This is a genomic window from Nostoc linckia z4 (assembly GCF_002608075.1).
Taxonomy (GTDB): domain Bacteria; phylum Cyanobacteriota; class Cyanobacteriia; order Cyanobacteriales; family Nostocaceae; genus Nostoc; species Nostoc linckia.
The window spans coordinates 111600-132500 of record NZ_LAHA01000010.1 but is presented as its reverse complement, the minus strand read 5'-3'; the positions used below and the strand labels follow the sequence as shown (position 1 = coordinate 132500).

Sequence of the window (20901 nt, the reverse complement as noted above, 5' to 3'; positions counted from 1 at the left end):
AAATCTATTGAATGCTTCTAGCCTTGTAGTAATCTGTAGGTTATTCCACCAATAACTGCGGCGGTCGGTAAAGTTAAAATCCACGATAAAAATATTTGGTAAAAAACACGAATATTTGATTTTTTACCAATCAAGCCGACTCCAAAAATAGAAGCGACAGAAAGATGAGTGATAGACACTGGAAGCCCAAAATAATTACTTGTAATATATAGCAGTCCTGTTACTAAATTTGCTGATAAGCCTTGAGTATGATTCATTGAAGTAATTTTTTCACTCATGGTTATTGCAACTTTTTGGGAGTTGAGTAAACCCCCAAGGGCCATTGCGATCGCAACGGTAATCATTGCTCCCTGAATCGAAAAATACTCAATAATTAAAATCAGTGACACAACCTTGGGAGTATAATTAAATCCTCTAGCAAAACTAATAATTCCTGCACTAATAAAATGACAAGTATCGGCAATTTTCCGGTTAATTATCAGGTTATATTTATAGTTGATATAAGTTGATATACTATAAATTAGTCCTCCCAAGAGAATAGCAATCACTGGACTGACTAATAAGGGCAAAATAAAAGAACCCACCAAAGCGGCAAAATTAACTTTGAGTCCGATCGCTATTAATCCAGCACCAACAATAGCACCGATTAAACTGTGAGTTGTGGAAATAGGAAATCCCATGAAAGTGGCAATTAGTACGGTTAAACCAGCAGCGATCGCCACTGCCAAATGAAACTCTGGTGCATTGGCAATGGTATTTGGTACTAGTCCTTTTCCTAAAAAGATTTTAATTGATGTATTTCCTAAAAAAGTTGCAGTTACAGCACCAGCAAAAGTTGTAAAAGTTGACCATAAAATTGCTGTTTGATAACTGCATGTACGACTGCCAAATAGCGTTGCTACACCTTTAAAATTATCATTTCCACCATTACAATATGCTAAAAAAAGCGTGACTAAAAATAAATTAATTAACAACATTTGAGGATTTATAAATAAAAAAGTCTCAATTCAGGATTCAGAATTTTATTAATCAAGTATTCAAATTTTATATTCCTTTTTGCAGTTGCACATAATGATTTTCAATTCTGAACGAGAGTTACTCTACTTGGGGAACCATTGCTTTTGGAAGGTTTCCTGCTGTCTAGGGAAGTCGTTCCTGTTTCCTAAAGTACAGAGCAACGTATAAAGTCTAAGACGATAGTACTTACTTTTCACAACTGAATTACAGCAGTTTTCACTTCTATGAGGTACAGAGTAACTAGTATAAAAAGTAGGAAATAAAAGAAGAATTTCTATGTTTAATTATCCAGTTTTGTACCTCATTTATTTGCAAAGTGCTGTATCAGAGATTTAACAGCAACCGCCACCACTGTAATGCCAAGTAGAATCAGTAATAATTATTTCTACTGCCTTAATAACTGCTAATTTAGCAGCAGTTTTATCGCACACGGCTGCGGGAATACCCCGTTGAAGTAAATGACCTGCCGAATCATCGAAGAAAGGTTCCGAACCAGCATAAATCGCTGTTTTTCCAGTGAAAATACAAGCACCGTCTTCTGGAATAGCAACCTTAAAACAAACAGAATCCAAACTTTCTAAAAGTAAGTTTTCTTTTAAATTATAAGTCTGGGAATCTAGTAGACGATAAGGACGACGCGCACGAATTTCAACTTGACCGAAGCCTGCATTTATAATCCGTTCAGTATACTCTTCATAGGTGAGTGCCCCTGATAAACACATAGCTCTGAGTCGCTCATCCTGTTGGAGATGCACTGGAATTGAACGAGTAGCAATAGGATCGCTCATCTGTAAACGTCCACCTGGTTTCAATACCCGATACGCTTCTTTTAAAGCACGAGTTAAATCTTCTGGTTCAAAGATGTTGAAAAGGCAATTCTGTGCGACGATATCAACGCTAGCATCAGTAACAGGTAAGTTGAAAGCATCGCCTTCCCTGATTTCTACAAAACTGGTGTCAAACCAGGGGTTCTCTTGAGCAGCAATTTCTAAGTTGCGTGCCGCAGCTTCTCGCATAGCCGCAACTGGTTCAACGGCAATGACAGCACCTGCATAACGGGAAAAATAAGCGAACTGCAAAGCTTCTAAGCCACCGCCAACACCAACATACAGCACAGTTGGCTGATTTCCTAGTTCAGTGGGATGAACAGTAGTACCACAACCATAGTTCATTTGCTGCATTGGCAAAGGAATTTTTAATCCCGGTAGTTGCAGGGGGGCGCTTTGCACACAACAAAGTCCAACTTCTGGGGTTTGGGCGACTTCGCGGTAAAATTGGGCTGCTGTTTCTAAATAGGTCATGCTACTTGAGATTTTGAACGATTACAGCTTTGTGCATCCTAATATAATTAACTCTCAGTTGCATGAGTTGTTGCTGAGATTGCCAAAAAACCCAAATTCTCCTAACATAGAAAAATTTGGGTTTTTAAACTATTTAAAATATTTAAAATTCGAGTGGACAGATGAGATGGGGCAGAGAAAGCAGTAAAGACAAATGTCCAATGCCCCCTAACCACATAATGTGTAGCCGACACCAGTGACAGTTTGAATAAGGCACTTTTCGTTATTAGCTTCAAGTTTTAGTCGTAGGTAGCGAATGTATGGTTCGATGACGTTGGTATCGCCCATGAAGTGGTAACCCCAGACTTCTTCTAAAATGCGATCGCATGTAATTACTTGTCGCGGATGGATGAGAAAATATTCCAGTAAATCAAATTCCTTAGTTGTTAATTCAACTAACCGCTGACATCGGTAGACTTGGCGTGTGCGACGATTTAAACTCAGGTCTTCAAATTCTAAAATATCTACGGTGTTTGCTTGATGTCTTCTTCGCAGATGAATGCGGACTCTGGCTAATAATTCATCAATGTTGAAGGGTTTAACTACATAATCATCAGCACCAGCGTCTAAGCCTGCAATGCCATAGCTCGCTTGATCTTTGACGGTTAGTAAGATTATTGGTACTTCATTAGCAATACTTCGCAGACGGTGGCAAATTTCCAACCCTGGCAAACCAGGTAGCATCAAATCTAAAATCACTAAATCTAGATGCAATTTCCGTACTGCTGTCAGTGCAGTTAATCCATCGTAGGCGATGCTAACTTGATAACCTTCATAATTCAATTCAGATTCAATAAATCGTGCCAGTTTGACTTCATCTTCAATCAGTAAGATGTGCGTCATGATAATGTTAATGATTTCAGCAGGGTACGGTAAGCAACAATCCGGTTTGAAAACACTGTCTTGGAGGTGTCAGCGACTAAATAGCCAGACATCTAATTAGATGTACGCTAGCTTAGTATAAATCTGAGTGAGTAACAACCGTAAATCTCTAATTATCGATGACTGCTAAATCAAACAACGATACCACTAACTATTAACAATAGGCCGTGATATCTTCACCACATTCATCGGCAAGATAACAGAGCGCTCTGAAACGCAATCCAACCACTTCCTCGTACAAAGGATTTAATTTACACATTGGTGGAATATGAAATAGCTTGCGACCAAACACAGTAATATCTCGTTCAAATGGACACTGAGCAGGAATAGTTTTGCAGAGGAAATGTGCCAATTTGGAGTTGTGAATTTCTAAGGCTTCCAACCACTGGCGGACTGGTTGCAATAGATCTTGGTGTAACCGGATTGGAATAAAGCTTAACATAATCGCTCTCCTTGATATTTTTAAAATAGATTGGGTTTGCTTAATTTGAATCTCTATGAATACATACGGTCGGGTCTAATAGTTTTATGCAACGATCGCTCGTTTTTTAGTTTTCCATGAGAGATAGCTAAACTCTCTAGGAACACTATTAACTACTCATTCAAGTGCCAAAATTCCAGATAATTTGCCGAGATGAGCATAAGTATTTTGGCAAAGGTTAGGCTAGATATTGCCGGATTGCAAAGCTATAAGCTCTCAAGAGCATTTCTTTTCGTGTTGGTTGTTAACTGTTGAGAGTCAACCGTCAGCAGTCAACTAACTTCATCACCCATTGTGCAATTTAAAAGCCTAATACCTTAGTTAATCAACTTCAAAGGAGGCGCAGCTATTTACCCTCAAAAAGCATCAAGCTTTGGGTAAACTGCGGAAACTCATGAGCTATGACTTTCTTAATAACAAAAAGTTCCTTTTCGATCGCTGGGCACCAAGCTACGATTGGCTGCTTCCTTCAGTATTTTACCGAGCCATCCACAAGCGCTTGCTAGAGTACGTCAATTTACCAGAGCAAGCTAATGTCCTCGATATTGGCTGTGGTACCGGACGTTTACTCGGACGCCTTGCCACTAAGTTCCCCGATTTGCGGGGTACCGGATTAGATTTATCTACTAATATGTTGCGGATGGCAAGACTCACCAACCGCCACCATCCGCGCTTGATTTTTGTTGAGGGCAAAGCTGAGTCTCTTCCTTTTGCTGATGGTCAGTTTGATGCTGTTTTCAGCACTATCAGCTTTTTGCATTATTTGGAACCTCAACAGGTGATTAGTGAAATAGCACGGGTACTTTCTCCCGGTGGATGCTTTTATTTGGTTGATTTTACTTTCAAAAAACAGGTACAAACTCAACTATTGCCAATTTCTTTGGCTGGAATTCGATTCTACAGCCCCGAAGAACGTCAGGTTCTAGCTGCTTGTGCTGGATTATCGTGTTTGAATCACCATTATTTATTAGGGCCTGTGTTGCTCACGATTTTTGCTAAACCTGGGATTTGAAGTGGAAACTCAAGGATTGGAAATACCTGGTATTGGGGAACTCCAAAAAATAAACAATAGCTGAAAGCGTTGACTGTTTACTGTTCATCTGTCAAAGGTCAACGCATATTTTATAGCAAATTGCAACTTTGTGAGGTACAGGTAATTGTAAGGGCGTAGCCTTTGCCTTCCCCTACGGTACACTTCATTTACCTGAAAAACGCTGTAATTAAGAATTAGGACGATACTCCATAAAGACTACAGGAACTTTGAGTAGTTTTTTAGCTAATTGTGAGAATCTAAATTTATCCTTGAGTGCAGAGGAGACTTTTGTCTTGGGGAATTCTGGGAGGTCTGCAAAAGATATTGGTACAAAACCAAAGCGACTGTAAAAGTCTGCCAATCGCTGACCCAAACATTCAAGATAAAGTGGTTGCGTTGCTGTGTTAATCAAATGCTGGGTGAGTAAAGTACCCAAACCACGACCTCTCCAAGATGGTGCAACTACTAAACTACCAAGTTCTTGTGCCCCTGAGAAATTACGCAGCTGTCCACAGGCTACCAGATGGCGTAGGCTTTGCCCGCCGTAGGCATCGCATTCAATTACCCAAAATTGCCGCCAATTTAATTGGGTTGGGTCGAGTTTCGCTGAAAACACTAGCAATCGAATCGGCCATCGATCGCTAGATGTTGCCTTGCGAAGCACACACCCAGATGGTAATGATACATTATTTTGATTCATTAATTATACTTCAGTAAATTGTTAAAATTATTACATAAATTAAAATTATAAAGGAGGGAAATCTTGATAATTAAAATTAGGGTATTGAAAAAAAGACACATCAAAACATTGCCATCGGCCACCTGGTTTGAAATGTTTAATTTTATCCATAGTTGAAATTAGTTGCTCTGTACCCAATTACTAGGGTATCTTCTATTGCTTTTTATATATTAATTTTTCATAACTATAGATAATTATTACTAAATAATACTTTCGACAGAGGGGCGATTCAGCAATAACTATATTCTAGATAGATAAGGATACAGCCCTAGTTTTCTTAAGATACTACTAAGAGTAAATGATTAGGAATCTAATAATGTCTGAACAACAAAAATCTACTAAGCAAGATAATACAACTGCCTCTTCTGGTGGCTACCAAACTACCCTTGACGAAGCTAACCGCCAAACTGGTGATGCTGAAAAAAGTGATGCCAAAACTTCTGCTACCCCAGAAGCACCACAAAATGATACCGTACAAGGCAGCCCAAATCAAGGAACTGAGTCACGTTAATTAATTTCAACCTTCCCAAGTTTTACTTATTTTGTGGCGGTTTTTAATGAGTTTAATCTCGTAATTTGAGAGTGGATATGTGGTGTAATCCCCACAGATATCCACTCTTTTTTTTAAAGGCATTCACAATGTAGAATAAGACGATGGCAAGTTTAAATATAATGGAGAAATTCCAGATGAAGATAAACGCTGGAAAAACTCAATTTATCAGGGTTGAGCTGAACACAATGTCATCAATTTTAATTAGTTACAAGGTTGTCAACAGCTAAAATCAATAACTCAATTTTTATAATCTTATCATAAAATATCGCTGATTATACTAGTATAATTTCATTCTATAATAGCCAGAGTTTGCCGTGAGAGCTAAAACTGATTTAGTTATTAGCTATGGTTGTACGAATATTCTATGAATAAAGTATCAGAAAAATTTGTTGGCGGTGGTTTTAGCTTGGCATTACTGCTAATTTCTGTTGTCGCCGCAACTTCTTACTTAAGTATTCAAAGGTTAACGGCACAAAAGCAATGGGTAGTTCATACCCAACAAGTTACAGAATCGATAGCTCGTGTACCTATTCACCTTGGTAACGCTGAGAGCGCACAAAATAGCTATATTTTCACAGAAAATACACTTTACCGAGAAGCCTATAAACAGCAGAAGCAGAAAGTTTACCAACTGCTTAAAGATATGCGGAGGCTAAGCAGTGATAACCCTAATCAACAAAAGCGACTTGATACACTTGAACCTCTAGTAGCGGAGAAATTTTCTCTGCTTGAGCAGTCCATTGACTTGTTTAAGGAAAAAAGTTTAGATAAGGCAACTCAAAGATCTATTGTCGATCGCAGCGTAGAAATTGGCAAACAAATCCAAGCAATTAGCCAAGCAATAGAAAATAAGGAAAAAACCTTATTACAAGGGGAAACATCAGCTACTGAAGATCTTTTTCAGGAAATCGTTATTATAGTCAGCTTGGGATATATTTTCAGTTTAGTTTTGCTAATTGTAGTTTACTCACTGCTACAAAAGCAAATTCAGATGAACAAGGTTTTATCACAAGAAGCTATTTGTATGGAACAGCAAGCTGCAAAAGCAAAACTAGCAGATATTTTAGAAACCATTACAGATGCTTTTGTTGCCCTAGATCCCAATTCATGCTACACCTACATCAATCACAAAGCCGAACAAATATTCAATTGCCACACCACAGATTTGATTGGTAAAAGTATCTGGGAAGTATTTCCGGAAACTTGCAAGTATAAATTTTATCAATTTTACCATCAGGCAGTGACAGAACAGCGAGTCATTCACATGGAAGAATATTATGCACCCTTCGATCGCTGGGTTGAATATTGTATGTACCCCTCAACAGAAGGAGTATCAATTCTCTTTCAAGATGTCACTCGCCGCAAATCGGCGGAAATTGCTTTAGAAGCAAGTGAAAGACGCTATCGCTCGCTAATAATTGCTACTTCTCAAGCTGTCTGGATAGCTGATAAAAATGGGATGATAAATGAGCAAAGTGATGTCCAAATCAAGGAAGGGGAATGGCTAAATGCAATTCATCCTGAGGATCGAGAATTGACAGAATTGTTGTGGACTGAGGCAGTAAAAACCAAAAATCTTTACTTTAGTGAATATCGCGTGCGAGTTGCAGATGGTAGCTATCGGTTTTTTGCTGCCCGTGGAGTTCCTATTTTAAATACCAACAACGAAATTCAAGAGTGGATAGGTACTTGTACTGATATTACAGAACGCAAACTTGCACAACAGGCACTACAACAAATCAACGATGAACTAGAAATCAAGGTTCAGGAACGAACAGCAGAATTACAAAAGTTAAATGAAGATCTAAAACGCTCTAACCAAGAATTAGAGCAGTTTGCCTATGTAGCTTCCCACGATTTACAAGAGCCATTGCGATCTGTAACAAGTTATACCCAATTATTAGAGAAGGAATATCAACACCGTCTCAATGATTCTGCTCAAGAATACTTAGCTTACATTGTAGATGGGGCAAAGCGGATGCAGCAGTTGATTCAAGACTTGCTAGCTTATTCCCGTGTGGGAACTTGCACTCAAGAATTTGTGCTTGTTGATTGTAATATGGCCCTGAGTCTAGCTCTGAGTAATTTACATGTAGCGATCGCCGAAAGTAAAGCTATCATCACTCATGACCCTTTACCAAAGTTACTCGCAGACAAAACCCAAATGGTGCAACTATTCCAAAATTTGGTGGGCAATGCCATCAAGTTTTGCCCAAAAGAGCCGCCCAAAATTCATATTGGCGCTCTCAGAAGAGATGGGGAAACAGGAGAGGTAGCGAGAGAATTCCTCACTCCTAACTCGCCATTTCCCATTCCCGACTCACAATGGCTCATCTGGGTACAGGACAATGGCATCGGTATTAAGTCTCGTTATCTAAAGAGGATTTTTGAAGTTTTCCGACGCCTTCACACTCGTCGAGAATTTCCTGGTACAGGCATTGGTCTGGCTATCTGTAAAAAAATTGTCGAACGGCATGGTGGCTGCATTTGGGCTGAGTCTGAGCCTGGTGTAGGAACTGTATTTTATTTTACTCTCAATACAGATTAAGCTATCTTTCAAAGATATATACTAGATTATTAATGTTAATAACTTTCTAGTAACTGCATGATTGACGATGGGGCATTCCGACCTATTGAAATTTTGCTAGTTGAAGACTCTCCTAGCGATGCAAACCTAACCATCAAAGGCTTCTCAAATGCCAGAATCGCCAATAACTTGCACTGGGTTGAAGATGGTGAAAGTGCTATGAACTACTTGCTTTTGCAAGGAGAGTTTGCTGATGCTATGCGTCCAGACTTAATCCTTCTGGATTTAAATCTTCCAGGGATGGATGGACGCGAAGTGTTAACAGAAATCAAATCAGACCCAAATCTCAGATTTATTCCTGTTGTTGTCATGACCACTTCAAATGATGAGCAAGACATATCATATTCTTACAATCTTAATGCTAATTGCTATGTCACAAAACCTATTGATGTCTACCAGTTTATTCAAGTTCTACAGTTGATTAAAGATTTCTGGCTGCTAGCAGTAACATTGCCACGAAAGAAATAAATACATAATAGCAATTCCAAATTGAAAATAACGAAATGCAAAGGGCGCAAGTATTACCCCATACCCAATCCCTTGGTTTATTTTGGCGTTTGAGGATTTGCTGTTGGACAAGTTTGATTGGCGTAATCACACTGATAAATGTACTGTTCTTGCCAACTCAGGGGAATTTCTATTAAGTCTCGCGTTCCTGTTATACCTTGACCAATAAATAACAGTAAAGCAATACAATTTAAAATTGTATGGATAATGCGCCAGCGATGAGATTTATCTTGATAAATATCTTGAACAATTGCTAGGGAAAAAATCATCAATAATGCTGCGGTCATGCCAATATAAAAATGTGACCAGTACCACTCATTGTCGCGCCGAAATACTCCATCTTGAAAGCCAAGAATCACTAACCCTGTGCCGGTTAAAGTGGCAAAAATTCCTCGCCATATTCGTTGTTGAGCGCGATAAAGTAGGACTAAAGAAGCGATAACTCCCACAAATATCAACAGAATAAAAATAACTTGAAAAGGTGTTTGATTCCACAATTGATTTTTAATAATATTTTTACCAATTGGGTAAGATAATCCTATTAAAGTTACTCCCACAACTGCACTTGTTAACCATTCACCTAATTGCTTGTGTTCTGGGCCTACCACTGGAGGAATTTTACTTTTATTTCCGGCTAAAATTTGCAATCGACGCTGACGTGTTTGCCAAGCAAAATTAACTACGATACCAATGAGCGGAAATACAAAGATAACTGCGATCGCTGGATGTAAAATAGCGAAAATATCTGCTATCTGCATAGAACACCTTTTGATGAATTATTAATGCCTGGAAGAGTCAAATATTAATAAAATTTATAATTGTTCAATTACAGGATTTTTTGTGTTAATTGCAGTACCCATATCCATCATCTTGGCTAAATACTGTAATTTCATAGCTTTGCTGTGGCAAAATTTATCTGTAAATTAAATTTTACGTATTATACCATTATTTAAATTAATTTCAGATGAGAATCTGTTGAATATTTATTTTTATGATTTACAGCTGATTTTCAGCAAACAAATATATATTTATTTGGATATTTTCTAGAAAATTAGAACTAAAACCAAAAATACAGGCAGCAGAATTCAGAATTAAAATCATCTCTGGGTCTAGCTTTCAGGCTAGCTGGAGTACTTGATTAACAAAAAATCTGCTGTCAAAAGACTATTAATCATAAAAAATTAAAAAATTATTAAATTTTCTGTTATAATTTTTCAAAAAATAGTCCATCATCTCATATTTGATAGGTTTTCGTAGAAAAATCTGAGGTCAAAAAGGGCAAAATGTCAGAATCAAATTTTAGCTACAAACCATCTAAAACTCCTTTTGATAAAAGAGTTAATCGATTACATGCAGTAACTCTGGTTCTATTTGGGATTATTTTTGTATCTGCCATTGTTGTAGTAGCTTGGTTTGCAGGTGAAGACAGAATTAGTCAACTTTTTGCTTTAATTCATGATTGGCAAATGTATCCACCGATGTGGTTAGAAGTGCCAATAACACAGAATAAATATTTGCTCTTACCCACAATTGGATTGTTATTAGCTGTGTTTTTGGTGATGAAAATCTCTCCACAACCGCGTATTTGGTCGCAAAGATTGGTGGTAATAATTTTAATCATTGTAACTTTGCGATATGTTCTGTGGCGATCGCTCTCCACTTTAAATTTAATAGATCCGTTAAATGGAGTATTTAGTCTAGGATTATTTTTTGCTGAAATGCTGGTGATAGTTAATAACATTATTCAGCTATTATTTATGTTTGATATCAAAGAGCGTCACCAGGAAGCAGATGTAAAATCCCAAGCTGTAGTGCGTGGTAGTTTTTTACCATTTGTTGATATTTTCATACCAACTTATAACGAACCAACTTTTATTTTGCGGCGTACTATTATTGGTTGTCAAGCTCTAGATTATACCAATAAAAAAATTTATCTGTTGGATGATAAAAATCGTCCAGAAATGAAATACTTAGCTGAAGAATTAGGTTGTTATTACATAACACGACCTGATAATAGTTATGCAAAAGCCGGAAATTTAAATAATGCCATCGCTCAAACTCATGGCGAATTAATAGTAATTTTTGACGCTGATTTTGTTCCAACAAAAAACTTTCTTACCCGCACTGTTGGTTTTTTTCAAGATAAAAAAATTGGTTTAATACAAACACAACAAAGCTTCTATAATAGTGACCCTATAGCTCGTAATTTAGGTTTAGAAAATATTGTCACACCAGAAGGAGAAGTATTTCATCGACACATTCAAACAAGCCGCGATCCTTCAGGTAGTGCTATTTGTTCTGGCACATCCTTTGTAGTTCGTAGAAGTGCTTTAGAAGAAATTGGCGGATTCGTAACTGAGTCATTAAGTGAAGATTATTTCACAGGAATTCGCTTATCTGCTCAAGGCTATCGTTTAATTTATTTAAATGAAAAGTTAAGTGCTGGGTTAGCACCAGAAAACATTCCTGCCTATGCAACTCAAAGATTAAGATGGCAGCAAGGTACAGTACAAGCCTTATTTATTAAAACTAATCCTTTAAAAATACCTGGACTAAACTTTATGCAAAGATTAGCTGGTTTAGGTGGGGTACTGTATTGGTGTAGTAATTTATCTAGAATTTATTTTTTGCTTATACCATTAGCATATTCATTTTTTGATGTGATTCCTATCCGCTCAAACCCAGCAGAATTGATATTTTTTTTACTACCTTATTATTTATTAAATATTGCCACATTTTCCTGGTTAAATTACCGTTCTTGTTCCATTTTTATTTCTGATATTTATTCATTAATTATCTGTTTTCCCTTGGCATTAAATTTTATCCAAGTCATGATTTTTCCATTCGCTAAAGGATTTAAAGTCACGCCGAAAGGTATGGTAAATAATCGCTACAGTTTTAATTGGAATTTAGCACTACCTCTAATAATTTTGTTTGTTGTTAATGCTGTTACTTTTTGGCGAAGTCTAAATATTTGTATTTATCAAGCCTGCTACTATGCTACGGTTTCACAATTTACAGGTATCAGTTTGGGTTGGCTGTGGAGTATTTATAATTTGGTATTAATTAGTATTACCCTGCTGATTTTATTAGATGCGCCGAAAGCAGATATGTATGAATGGTTTGATTTACGGCGAGTAACGCAGTTAAAAATTGGCGAGGATAATTTATGGGGTGTGACTAAAATGATTTCTGAAGGAGGTGCTGAAATTGCGATCGCTCAGAAGTTCCCTGTTCATTTATTTCTTCATCAGCCAATAGATATAAAAATTGTAGAGGAAAATTTACAGCTTGCAGGTGAGATTGTAAGTACTGGTATTAAAGACGATTTTTTAATCGTGCGTGTTCGCTTTCAATCAGTGAGTTTAAATCAATACCGTCGTCTTGTAGAAATGTTATTTTGTCGTCCGGGACAGTGGAAGCACCAGAATACACCAGGAGAATTATATTCTCTATTTTTGTTATTAAAAATTTTGTTGAGACCAAGAATTTTATTTGATAAAAAAATACAAATAACACCAATGAAAGTTTCTAATGTTTGAGATTATTCGTGAAAGTTTTAAATAATTTCCAAACTAAATAATGATTGTCGCTATATACAGCTTCTGTTTGAGATTTGTAATTTGTTTCTATTTTTTTACGCCAGATATCTGAAGGATTTAGTAAAAAAATATCAGTAAATACATCAGGAATTTGGGGAATAGATTGGTCTTGTATTAACTGAAACTTGACTTTTGGATCTAAAAGATAGCTGAGGGAAAAGACATTTCCATAATTGATTCCAGAAGCATCGCTAATTAAAAGTGGACGATTAGCCTGATTAATAATTTTAGCAACTTGTGGATTACCATAGCTAATAACCTTATTCCACCATGTTTTTGCTTGGGAATTCACCCCATAAGAAATTAGTCCACAAATAATTACTAATCCGAAAATTGTTTGCCAAATTCTTCGATGTCCAACACTCTCATTTTTTATCTTGGTAGCCAATAAATAAATAATAGATAATTGAATGCCCAAATAAGAAGGTAATAAATATCGTTCGGAAAGTGAGCGTATACCTCCAAAAATTAAATCTGGTAGCATTAAGGGAAGTGCAGGAACCAGAATTAATATCACGATAAATAACCAAACTTTATAGTTAGTGTTTCTACAAAGATAATAAATTGCATATCCACTCAAGATTAAAGATAATGCTGTTATTATACAAGTAAAGGAATTTTCAAAACCAAAATTTAAATCGATAAAAATCCGGCTCAACTGTAAAAGCCAAGATTTAATTAAAGTTTCTAGAGAAGATGGGATTTTTGTCCAGGCTGTTGAACTATTAAATTGCAACAAGTTAGTAATGACAACTAATATCCAATGTGTAAAGGCTAAAAATCCTGCCAGAGATGCTAAAACATAAGCTTTGACTGTTTGAGTAAATCTAAATCTGGCAGTGATAATTAGATAAATTCCATGAGCAACAACTACAAATCCACTCAACAAAAATGTATAAAGACTAATTGTAATAATGGCGGCATAAATTCCCCAGTTGAATATGCGTGAATGTGGATGTGTAGATTCCAATCTCAAGGCTCGTAAAAATGAAGCATTGCATAATAAAATCGTGACTACCCAAAGGATATATTCTCGTGCTTCTTGGGCGTATACTAGATGAATAGGAGAAATTGCCATCAAGGCGATCGCCATCTCCGATACCCATAATTGAGTTCTAAATAATTCTCGGCATAGCCAATAAATACTGGGAAAAATTAGCAAGCTAATCAATGCTGATAAACTTCTAATCGCCGTCACCGAATTACCAAAAATTCCCACCCAAAACCGAGCGATTATATAATATAGTGGAGGATGTTGTGGATCTTCCACTTCTAAAGACTTAATTGTGTTAATTAGACCTTTTTCTTGATTCAAACTTTGAAATTTAACAAAACTTTCTTTAGTAATTACACTACCATTAAATATTTGCTGTTTTACTTCATTTGCCGTATATCCAGAAATCCGCAATGAAGTAAAAGTTTCATCATGCCAATAGACTTTATTATCAAGGTGAAAAAAACGAAAAAAAATACCAATTGTTAATAAAATAACAATAAAAAATCTTAACTTATTTTGAGCAAGTTTGAGATGCCACATAATTAAATTTCACAATAAATAATTTTTAACTAATTACTTTTTATCTTTGCGCTCAAATGCAAGTATATTTAATACATTACCAAACTATAGCAATCCTAAATAATTTTTGAAATATTATGTGGTACTGTTAACAGTCGTTAACACCAATATTGTTCGCAACTGAAATAGGATTACTATACAAACTAGCAGATAATTTATTATTCAATGGCATATCACGTCGTCGTAAATTACGAGGTTTTGTTAATTTCCAAACAGAATAATAATTATCACCATAAATAATATTAGTTTGAAAGTTATATTTTTGCTCTATTTTTTCTCGCCAATTATTTGAAGGATTGAGTAAAAAAATATCAGTAAATTCATTAGATATTTTAGGAATTTTTTGATTGTTGACCAATAAAAAATTGACTTTTGGTTTGAGGAGATAACTTAAAGAAAATACATATTCATAATTATCCAAAGAATTACTAATTAAAAGTGGGCTATTACTCTGATTGATAATTTGGGCAAATTGGAAATTGCTATGATTAATGCCCTTATTCCACCAAGTTATTGCTTGGGAATTCACCTTGGAAGAAATTAAACCACAAATAATTAACAACGCCATGATTATTTGCCAACTTGTTCGGCGTGGCAAGCTCCTATTATATAATTTTGTAGCCACTAGATAAGCAACAGTTATTTGAATTCCTAAATAAAATGGAATTAAATATGGTTCGGTAAAAGATTGTATACCCCCAGTACTGAAAGCTGGTAGTATTATGGGGAGTGTTGGCACTAAAATAAATGTAATAATAAACAACCATATTTTATAACTAGTGGTAAGACAAAGAAAATAAATTGCATATCCTACTAAAATTAAAAAAATTGGTGTAATTAAATAAGTTACAGGATTTTCTAAGGTTAAATTGATATCAAAAAAAATCCGGCTACTCTGGATGAGAAAAAAGGGAAGTATATCTATTAAATAAGACTGTGTTGTTGCTTTTTCTCCAGAAATGAGAAATTGAAAAAAATCTCCAACGGCAACTGTCATCCAAGGCATAAAAGCTAAGCAACTTACCAGTGATGCTATCAAATAATTTCTGACTGTTTCATTTAATTTAAATTTGGCTATAGCAATCACATAAATTCCGTGAGCAAGTGCAACAAATCCACTCCAAAGAAATGTATAAAGACTAATAGTCAAAGTGATTGCATAAACACTCCAAGCAGTAAAAAGATCTGGTGGTTGCTTTGTGAGTTCGTCTTTATCTTGTAATTCTAAATGCACTGCTCGTAGTAGAGAAGCACTAGATAGTATGATAGTAATTAACCAGAGAATATATTCTTGCGCTTCTTGGGCATATACTAACTGAATTGGCGATACAGTCATAAGTGCGATCGCTACACCAGAAATTGGTAATGGCACATCAAATAATTCTCGACATAGCCGATAAACACAGGGAAACACTAGCAAGCTCATTAACGCAGATAAACTTCTAATTGCTGTCACCGAATTACCAAAGATTTCTGTCCATAATCTCGCAATTATGTAATACAACGGTGGATGCTGAGAATCTTCTCTTGCTAAAGACATAATTGTGTCATTTAAGCTTTTTGAAGAATTTGCACCTTGAAATTTCGTAAAACTTTTTTTAGTAACGACACGATTATTAAAAATTTCCTGTTTGACTTCAGTGGCGGTAAAACCAGAAATCCTTAGTGAAGTATGAGTTTCATCATGAGAATAAATCTTGCCATCAAGGTTAAAAAACCGAAACAATATACTCATGGTCAACAAAAAAATAATTAAAAGTCGCAACCAACTTGGCGCAAATTTGACATTGCACATAAGTCATTTTCCTAAAAATTTATCTCAAACAATCCAGTTTGCTTGGCTGGATGAGGTGTCCAGAGGTAACTCATTGTAGACATTAGCGAGACATTAACTCATGTAAGTTCGAGCAAGATGATTTCACCTGTGTCTCAAAAAGCTGTCATGAATCAAACCTCCACTCAAACTTTTCCCTCTTCAAACCTCTCTTCTTCTGGAACAGAGGCTTGAAATCCTCTCGTGGTAGGATACAGCAGAGGTTTAGGGGGTTACACCCCTCATTTGGTACATCTCTTATTTTCCCGTAAAACAGCCTTTGAGATATGCTAGATTTAACCTTAAAAAATCAATCGTGGTGTGAGGGGTAACACGCCTGAATGACGAGTGGTATCTTACTAAAAGAGCCAAGCCAAAGGTAAACAAATTTATTCAACTCCCTGTCAAGGGTTGCGGTTTGTCAGGTTGAAAAAATTTGATAACCCCATCTACCAAAGTCTTGACTATTAGATATAGTTAAAAAATCAATAGTCTTAAATTGTCTATCAATGGCTGGAAAGCTACATATTTTAGCACCAATATTCAAGTATGCCTGCAAAATCTTCGGAATTTCCACATCACATAAATCTGAAAAATTTTGAGGTAATTCTAGACAATATTCGGAATTTGGATAAACTAAAATACTTTGATGCATCAAGTTATTCTGTCGAAAATAATTATAAACGCAAGTAGCTTGCCAAGGAGATTGTGTTAATAATGAGGCACAGCCAAAGAAATATTGATTTTTAGTCCAAATAAGATAATTTGCTAGACCTTCCCAGAGTAACAATAGTGCCTGACCATTGCGATATTCTTTAGCTATACATGCACGCCCAACTTCCACTGATGCTTGAAGTATAGAATTAGGAATTGCATTAAGATTAAATATATCGGCAGCATCAAAACCTAATCTTTGAGAAGCCATTTTATAAGTTTGCATCCGATAAGTACCAATGGTATTACCCGTTTGTTTGCAGATGAGAATCAAATGATGGCAAACTTCATCAAACCGATCTTCATCCATGTGGGTAAAGTTAGAACTAGATAACCCTAATCCTAGCTCTAGATTAAAAACTTCAAAACGCAATCTAAAAATTGATTTTAATTCTTCTGCATTTGAGGCAAGTCGTAGGATATATTTTGGAGTTTCAACGACAGGAAAATCTTCAATAGAAGGAGGATTCAGCGGGTAATTAATGTTGCGACTAGAAACTTCCATCTGTCTTCCTACTTATAAAATTTTCGATTTGAGATTTTGGATTGAGAATTTCTTTGTCTTCAAGTTATCTGTGAATCCATCTGTCGCATTCATTTTTCAAATTAGTATTAGATTTGCGAAAATATCCTACTACAATTTAGACGCTGTAAATACAGCAGTGAACAGGGTTGAAAGTCTCTGATTATATGCCTTTGTTTTTAAAATTTGTACCTCATTTACGTGAAAGCTGCTGTATCTTGTAGGATGTATTAACGCCTTTAAGTGGGATTGAATCTAGGGACATTTTTGTTTCTCTTGAATTATAGATATAGTGTTTTTATTATGGACATTAATAGCAAAAAAATCTGGCAATAAGATACAAAATTTTCCTTTGATATAGGGTATAAATGCAAGTAATACTATTTGCAAAAATTTTTGCAAGACATAAACTTTTTCAGGGGAAAAAGCCCCTAGATGAATCTAGAGGCTGGAATAATTTTGATTGCGATGGTTAAGTTGGGCGTTGCGATCGCCATTTTCAACAAAAACGCTTTCAAATCTTCAATTGCGGTGATTATTGCTGTAACGAACCCTTGTACCAGCCCACAGCAACTTCTCTCGCAGTGTTTGATAGTAAGAATTGTTCTCGCGCAAAATAATAAATTTAGCTCGACAATCTGCTATCCGCACATCAACGCGGTGTCCAGGCCAAATCGAAGTCCCCAACACTCCATCAGTCCACAACTTGGTACTTAAATCGTAATCCCCCAAAGGCCAAATACTCACCACAGAACCAGGCGGTAAAACGAGGGGACGACTAGAAAGACTCATAGCACAAATGGGAGTAACGGTAATCGCTTCCATACCATCGTGCATAATTGGCCCGTTAGCAGAAACGGTGTAACCAGTGGAACCCGTGGGAGTGGAAATAATCAACCCATCCCCCACATATTGATCGACTACTTCACCATCGATTTCCATTTCCAAAATCGAGGTAATCATGCGATCGGCGGAAGCGGGTTTGACGCAAAATTCATTCAAAGCCAGGTAACGTTCGCTGACTGCCTGCAAATTAGACCCATGACCCTCATACACGGCAGCTTGTAACATCATCCGTCGTTGGATTGCATAGCGATCCTCAAACAGTCGATCCCAAACTTTTTCCGTATCCTCAAACTCATCCACTGACTCAGTTAAAAACCCCAGATGACCTCCCACATTCACTCCCAGAATTGGGATGCCAGCTGGGGCTAAATGTCTCGCACCAGTTAAAACAGTGCCATCACCGCCAAGTACCAAAGCCAGGTCGATTGGTTGACCTGCTGAAGCCAAAAAGACCGGATAAGGATTGTCTTTCGGCCCGCTAGGCCCCATCAACACTTGGCACTGGCGATTTTCGAGTTGTTTAGCGCACATTTCTGCCCATTCTTTACTCCGGGCATCCCGCGCTTTATAAGCAATGATTACCTGCTTGAGTTGCACGCACAGTTACCACTTCAGGAGATTAAACTGCTCCATATCGACGGTGTCGCGGTTGCGATAAATGGCAAGCACAATTGCTAAACCCACCGCCGCTTCGGCTGCGGCCACAGTAATCACAAACACGGTGAAAACCTGACCCTTAATTAATGTTGAGTCGAGGAAGTTGGAAAATGCCATTAAATTGAGATTAACAGCATTGAGCAACAACTCAATTGACATCAGCACCCGCACAGCGTTACGGCTGGTAATTAAACCGTAGATACCGATGCAAAATAAAGCTGCTGCTAATAATAAAAAGTACTGGAGTTGCATGAATCTGAGTATTCCTTCTGAAAAAACACCACTTTTTATGAAAACAGAATTCAGAATTCAGAATTCAGGAGTCAGAATTCTGGAGGAGGCAGTGCGGTTTTGGGGGTTTCCTCGATCGGCAACTGCCGTTCAGAATTCTCAATGAATTACAGTTCCACTGCTGAAGCAGCGCAGCCTTGAGGTTTTTTCATTTGATGGTGCTTGCAAGTAGTGAGTTCCAATCCCCACCAGCAGTTATTCTGAATTTGCCAATTCTGAATTCTGAATTCTGAATTCTTTACTCTCTTGTTTCACTGCTGCTTGATACCAGTTCTCTGGGGCGTTCTGGCAAAGTCAAAATGGTTTGTGGTAAGTCAGATGGTGTCAGGTCTGGCAAATACTCGCGACGTGCCAAAATAATCGCTCCTACCATCGCTATCAGCAGCAAAACCGAAGCTAGTTCAAAAGGTAGTAAAAAGTCAGTGAAGAAATGTTCGCCAATTAAAACTATGGAACCTTTACTACTGGGAGGAACAGTTGAGTAAGCCCAAGGAGTCGCCAGCACCATCGTACTCAAAAGCCCAAACAATCCCAGACTGACTACACCTGTGAGTGCCTTCCGCACCCAAGAGTTGGGAAATGGTGCGAAATTCTGCCGTTTGTTCACCAACATAATGGCAAACAAAATCAGCACGTTAACCGCCCCAACATAAATCAGCACTTGCGCGGCTGCAACAAAATCACCATTCAGCAACAGGTAGATTCCTGCCATGCTGATGAACACACCCCCTAGCATAAAGGCAGAATAGACGATGCTAGGCGACAGCACCACACCAAGGGCTGCCCCAATCATCATCACACCCAGTAAGCCAAGGCATACAATCTGTACTCCTTCCGCTAGATTCACTGTTTTTGTCCTCAGTCAATTGTCATTGGTCATTGGTCAATTAATTTTGGATTTTAGATTCCCAATTTTGGATTGAAAGAACAATCCAAAATCCGTCTTGAAAAGTTTAGATGCCTGCGGCAAGTCCCTTCGGGTCTATGCCGGAAGTCGGCGCTCTAATTTTTCGTAAAATCCAAAATTTAAAATTGTTTGATATTTATTTTTCGGTTTGTTCCACCAGGTCTTGTGGGCGCGCACCCGCAGGTGGGGCATCCGCAGGCACTCCGTGAGGTTCGAGGACGCCTTTGGGTAGGTAAACCAGTTCGCGTAGTGGTGTCACCATTGGGTCATTTGTGACCTTATAGGGCAGACGGCCTAAGGCTACGTTGTCATAGTTCAATTCATGGCGATCGTAAGTGGAAAGTTCATACTCTTCTGTCATAGATAGACAGTTAGTGGGACAAAATTCCACACAATTACCGCAAAAGATACAAACTCCAAAATCAATACTGTAGTGCTTGAGTTTTTTCTTTTTGCTGGCTTTGTCGAATTCCCAATCTACTACAGGCAGATTTATCGGACAAACGCGAACACAAACTTCGCAGGCGATACACTTATCAAACTCAAAGTGAATTCTACCGCGAAACCGTTCGCCAGGAATTAGTTTTTCGTAAGGGTACTGTACGGTAATCGGACGCCGCCGCATGTGGTCGAAGGTAACAGAAAGCCCCTGGCCAATGTAACGCGCAGCTTGTACTGTTTCTTTGGCGTAATCACCAACTTGTTTCAGGAACTTCAGCATTGTGTCTCACTCTCTATCAATTTTGGATTTTGGATTTTGGATTTTGGATTTCAAACTCAATCCCAAATCTCATCAATTTTGGATTTTGGATTTTAGATTTCAAACTTAATCT

18 protein-coding genes are annotated in these 20901 nt (G+C 37.3%); 5 read left to right on the top strand and 13 right to left on the bottom strand.

Annotated elements, in window-relative coordinates; all coding sequences use genetic code 11:
* Positions 1 to 17: 17 nt before the first annotated feature.
* The 4 genes from VF06_RS10990 to VF06_RS10970 form a co-directional block, all read right to left on the bottom strand.
* Complete coding sequence (locus VF06_RS10990; RefSeq protein WP_099068012.1) at positions 18 to 977, bottom strand: inorganic phosphate transporter; 960 nt, start codon at positions 975 to 977, stop codon at positions 18 to 20.
* Between the two features lie 372 nt (positions 978 to 1349).
* Positions 1350 to 2318, bottom strand: a complete 969-nt coding sequence (arsM, locus tag VF06_RS10985; protein WP_099068013.1) for an arsenosugar biosynthesis arsenite methyltransferase ArsM — start codon at positions 2316 to 2318, stop codon at positions 1350 to 1352.
* Between the two features lie 207 nt (positions 2319 to 2525).
* Positions 2526 to 3200, bottom strand: a complete 675-nt coding sequence (locus tag VF06_RS10975; protein ID WP_099068015.1) for a response regulator transcription factor — start codon at positions 3198 to 3200, stop codon at positions 2526 to 2528.
* Between the two features lie 193 nt (positions 3201 to 3393).
* On the bottom strand, positions 3394 to 3681 hold the full coding sequence (locus VF06_RS10970; RefSeq protein WP_099068016.1) for a Mo-dependent nitrogenase C-terminal domain-containing protein: 288 nt from the start codon (positions 3679 to 3681) through the stop codon (positions 3394 to 3396).
* Between the two features lie 433 nt (positions 3682 to 4114).
* On the opposite strand from VF06_RS10970, the gene VF06_RS10965 reads away from it, so the two are divergent.
* A complete protein-coding gene (locus VF06_RS10965; RefSeq protein WP_099068017.1) occupies positions 4115 to 4732 on the top strand; it encodes a class I SAM-dependent methyltransferase in 618 nt (205 codons plus the stop codon).
* A gap of 208 nt (positions 4733 to 4940) precedes the next feature.
* Here the strand turns inward: VF06_RS10965 and VF06_RS10960 are convergent, their stop codons facing one another.
* Positions 4941 to 5453 carry a GNAT family N-acetyltransferase gene (locus VF06_RS10960; RefSeq protein WP_099068018.1) on the bottom strand — a complete coding sequence of 171 codons (513 nt, stop codon included), beginning with the start codon at positions 5451 to 5453 and terminating at the stop codon, positions 4941 to 4943.
* Positions 5454 to 5808: 355 nt separating this feature from the next.
* Between VF06_RS10960 and VF06_RS10955 the strand changes: the two genes are divergently transcribed.
* From VF06_RS10955 to VF06_RS10945, 3 genes are all read left to right on the top strand, one after another.
* Positions 5809 to 6003 carry a hypothetical protein gene (locus VF06_RS10955; protein ID WP_099068019.1) on the top strand — a complete coding sequence of 65 codons (195 nt, stop codon included), beginning with the start codon at positions 5809 to 5811 and terminating at the stop codon, positions 6001 to 6003.
* Between the two features lie 406 nt (positions 6004 to 6409).
* Entirely contained in the window at positions 6410 to 8593 is a 2184-nt protein-coding gene (locus VF06_RS10950; RefSeq protein ID WP_099068020.1) for a CHASE3 domain-containing protein, read from the top strand.
* 57 nt (positions 8594 to 8650) lie between these two features.
* Entirely contained in the window at positions 8651 to 9100 is a 450-nt protein-coding gene (locus VF06_RS10945) for a response regulator (RefSeq protein ID WP_099073194.1), read from the top strand.
* Positions 9101 to 9177: 77 nt separating this feature from the next.
* On the opposite strand, the gene VF06_RS10940 is transcribed toward VF06_RS10945, so the two are convergent.
* Positions 9178 to 9897, bottom strand: a complete 720-nt coding sequence (locus VF06_RS10940; RefSeq protein WP_099068022.1) for a DUF4079 domain-containing protein — start codon at positions 9895 to 9897, stop codon at positions 9178 to 9180.
* 525 nt (positions 9898 to 10422) lie between these two features.
* Here VF06_RS10940 and VF06_RS10935 point away from each other — a divergent pair.
* Positions 10423 to 12681, top strand: coding sequence for a glycosyltransferase (locus VF06_RS10935; protein WP_099068023.1), 2259 nt, complete (start codon positions 10423 to 10425; stop codon positions 12679 to 12681).
* Here the strand turns inward: VF06_RS10935 and VF06_RS10930 are convergent.
* The 7 genes from VF06_RS10930 to ndhI all read right to left on the bottom strand — a co-directional run bounded on the left by VF06_RS10930 (position 12671) and on the right by ndhI (position 20789).
* Positions 12671 to 14278 (bottom strand): glycosyltransferase family 39 protein, encoded by a 1608-nt coding sequence (locus VF06_RS10930; RefSeq protein WP_099068024.1) that lies wholly within the window; start codon positions 14276 to 14278, stop codon positions 12671 to 12673. The genes VF06_RS10935 and VF06_RS10930 overlap by 11 nt on opposite strands.
* A gap of 127 nt (positions 14279 to 14405) precedes the next feature.
* Positions 14406 to 16112 (bottom strand): glycosyltransferase family 39 protein, encoded by a 1707-nt coding sequence (locus tag VF06_RS10925; protein ID WP_099068025.1) that lies wholly within the window; start codon positions 16110 to 16112, stop codon positions 14406 to 14408.
* Positions 16113 to 16551: 439 nt separating this feature from the next.
* On the bottom strand, positions 16552 to 17349 hold the full coding sequence (locus VF06_RS10920; protein WP_099068026.1) for a GNAT family N-acetyltransferase: 798 nt from the start codon (positions 17347 to 17349) through the stop codon (positions 16552 to 16554).
* 540 nt (positions 17350 to 17889) lie between these two features.
* On the bottom strand, positions 17890 to 18810 hold the full coding sequence (locus VF06_RS10915; RefSeq protein ID WP_099068027.1) for an NAD(+) kinase: 921 nt from the start codon (positions 18808 to 18810) through the stop codon (positions 17890 to 17892).
* A gap of 6 nt (positions 18811 to 18816) precedes the next feature.
* Positions 18817 to 19122 (bottom strand): NADH-quinone oxidoreductase subunit NuoK, encoded by a 306-nt coding sequence (nuoK, locus tag VF06_RS10910; RefSeq protein ID WP_006199065.1) that lies wholly within the window; start codon positions 19120 to 19122, stop codon positions 18817 to 18819.
* A gap of 277 nt (positions 19123 to 19399) precedes the next feature.
* The gene (locus VF06_RS10905) at positions 19400 to 20008 is read right to left on the bottom strand and encodes an NADH-quinone oxidoreductase subunit J (protein WP_099068028.1); all 609 of its coding nucleotides are present in this window, start codon (positions 20006 to 20008) and stop codon (positions 19400 to 19402) included.
* A 196-nt stretch (positions 20009 to 20204) separates the two neighbouring features.
* The gene (gene ndhI / locus VF06_RS10900) at positions 20205 to 20789 is read right to left on the bottom strand and encodes an NAD(P)H-quinone oxidoreductase subunit I (protein WP_099068029.1); all 585 of its coding nucleotides are present in this window, start codon (positions 20787 to 20789) and stop codon (positions 20205 to 20207) included.
* Positions 20790 to 20901 lie beyond the last annotated feature (112 nt).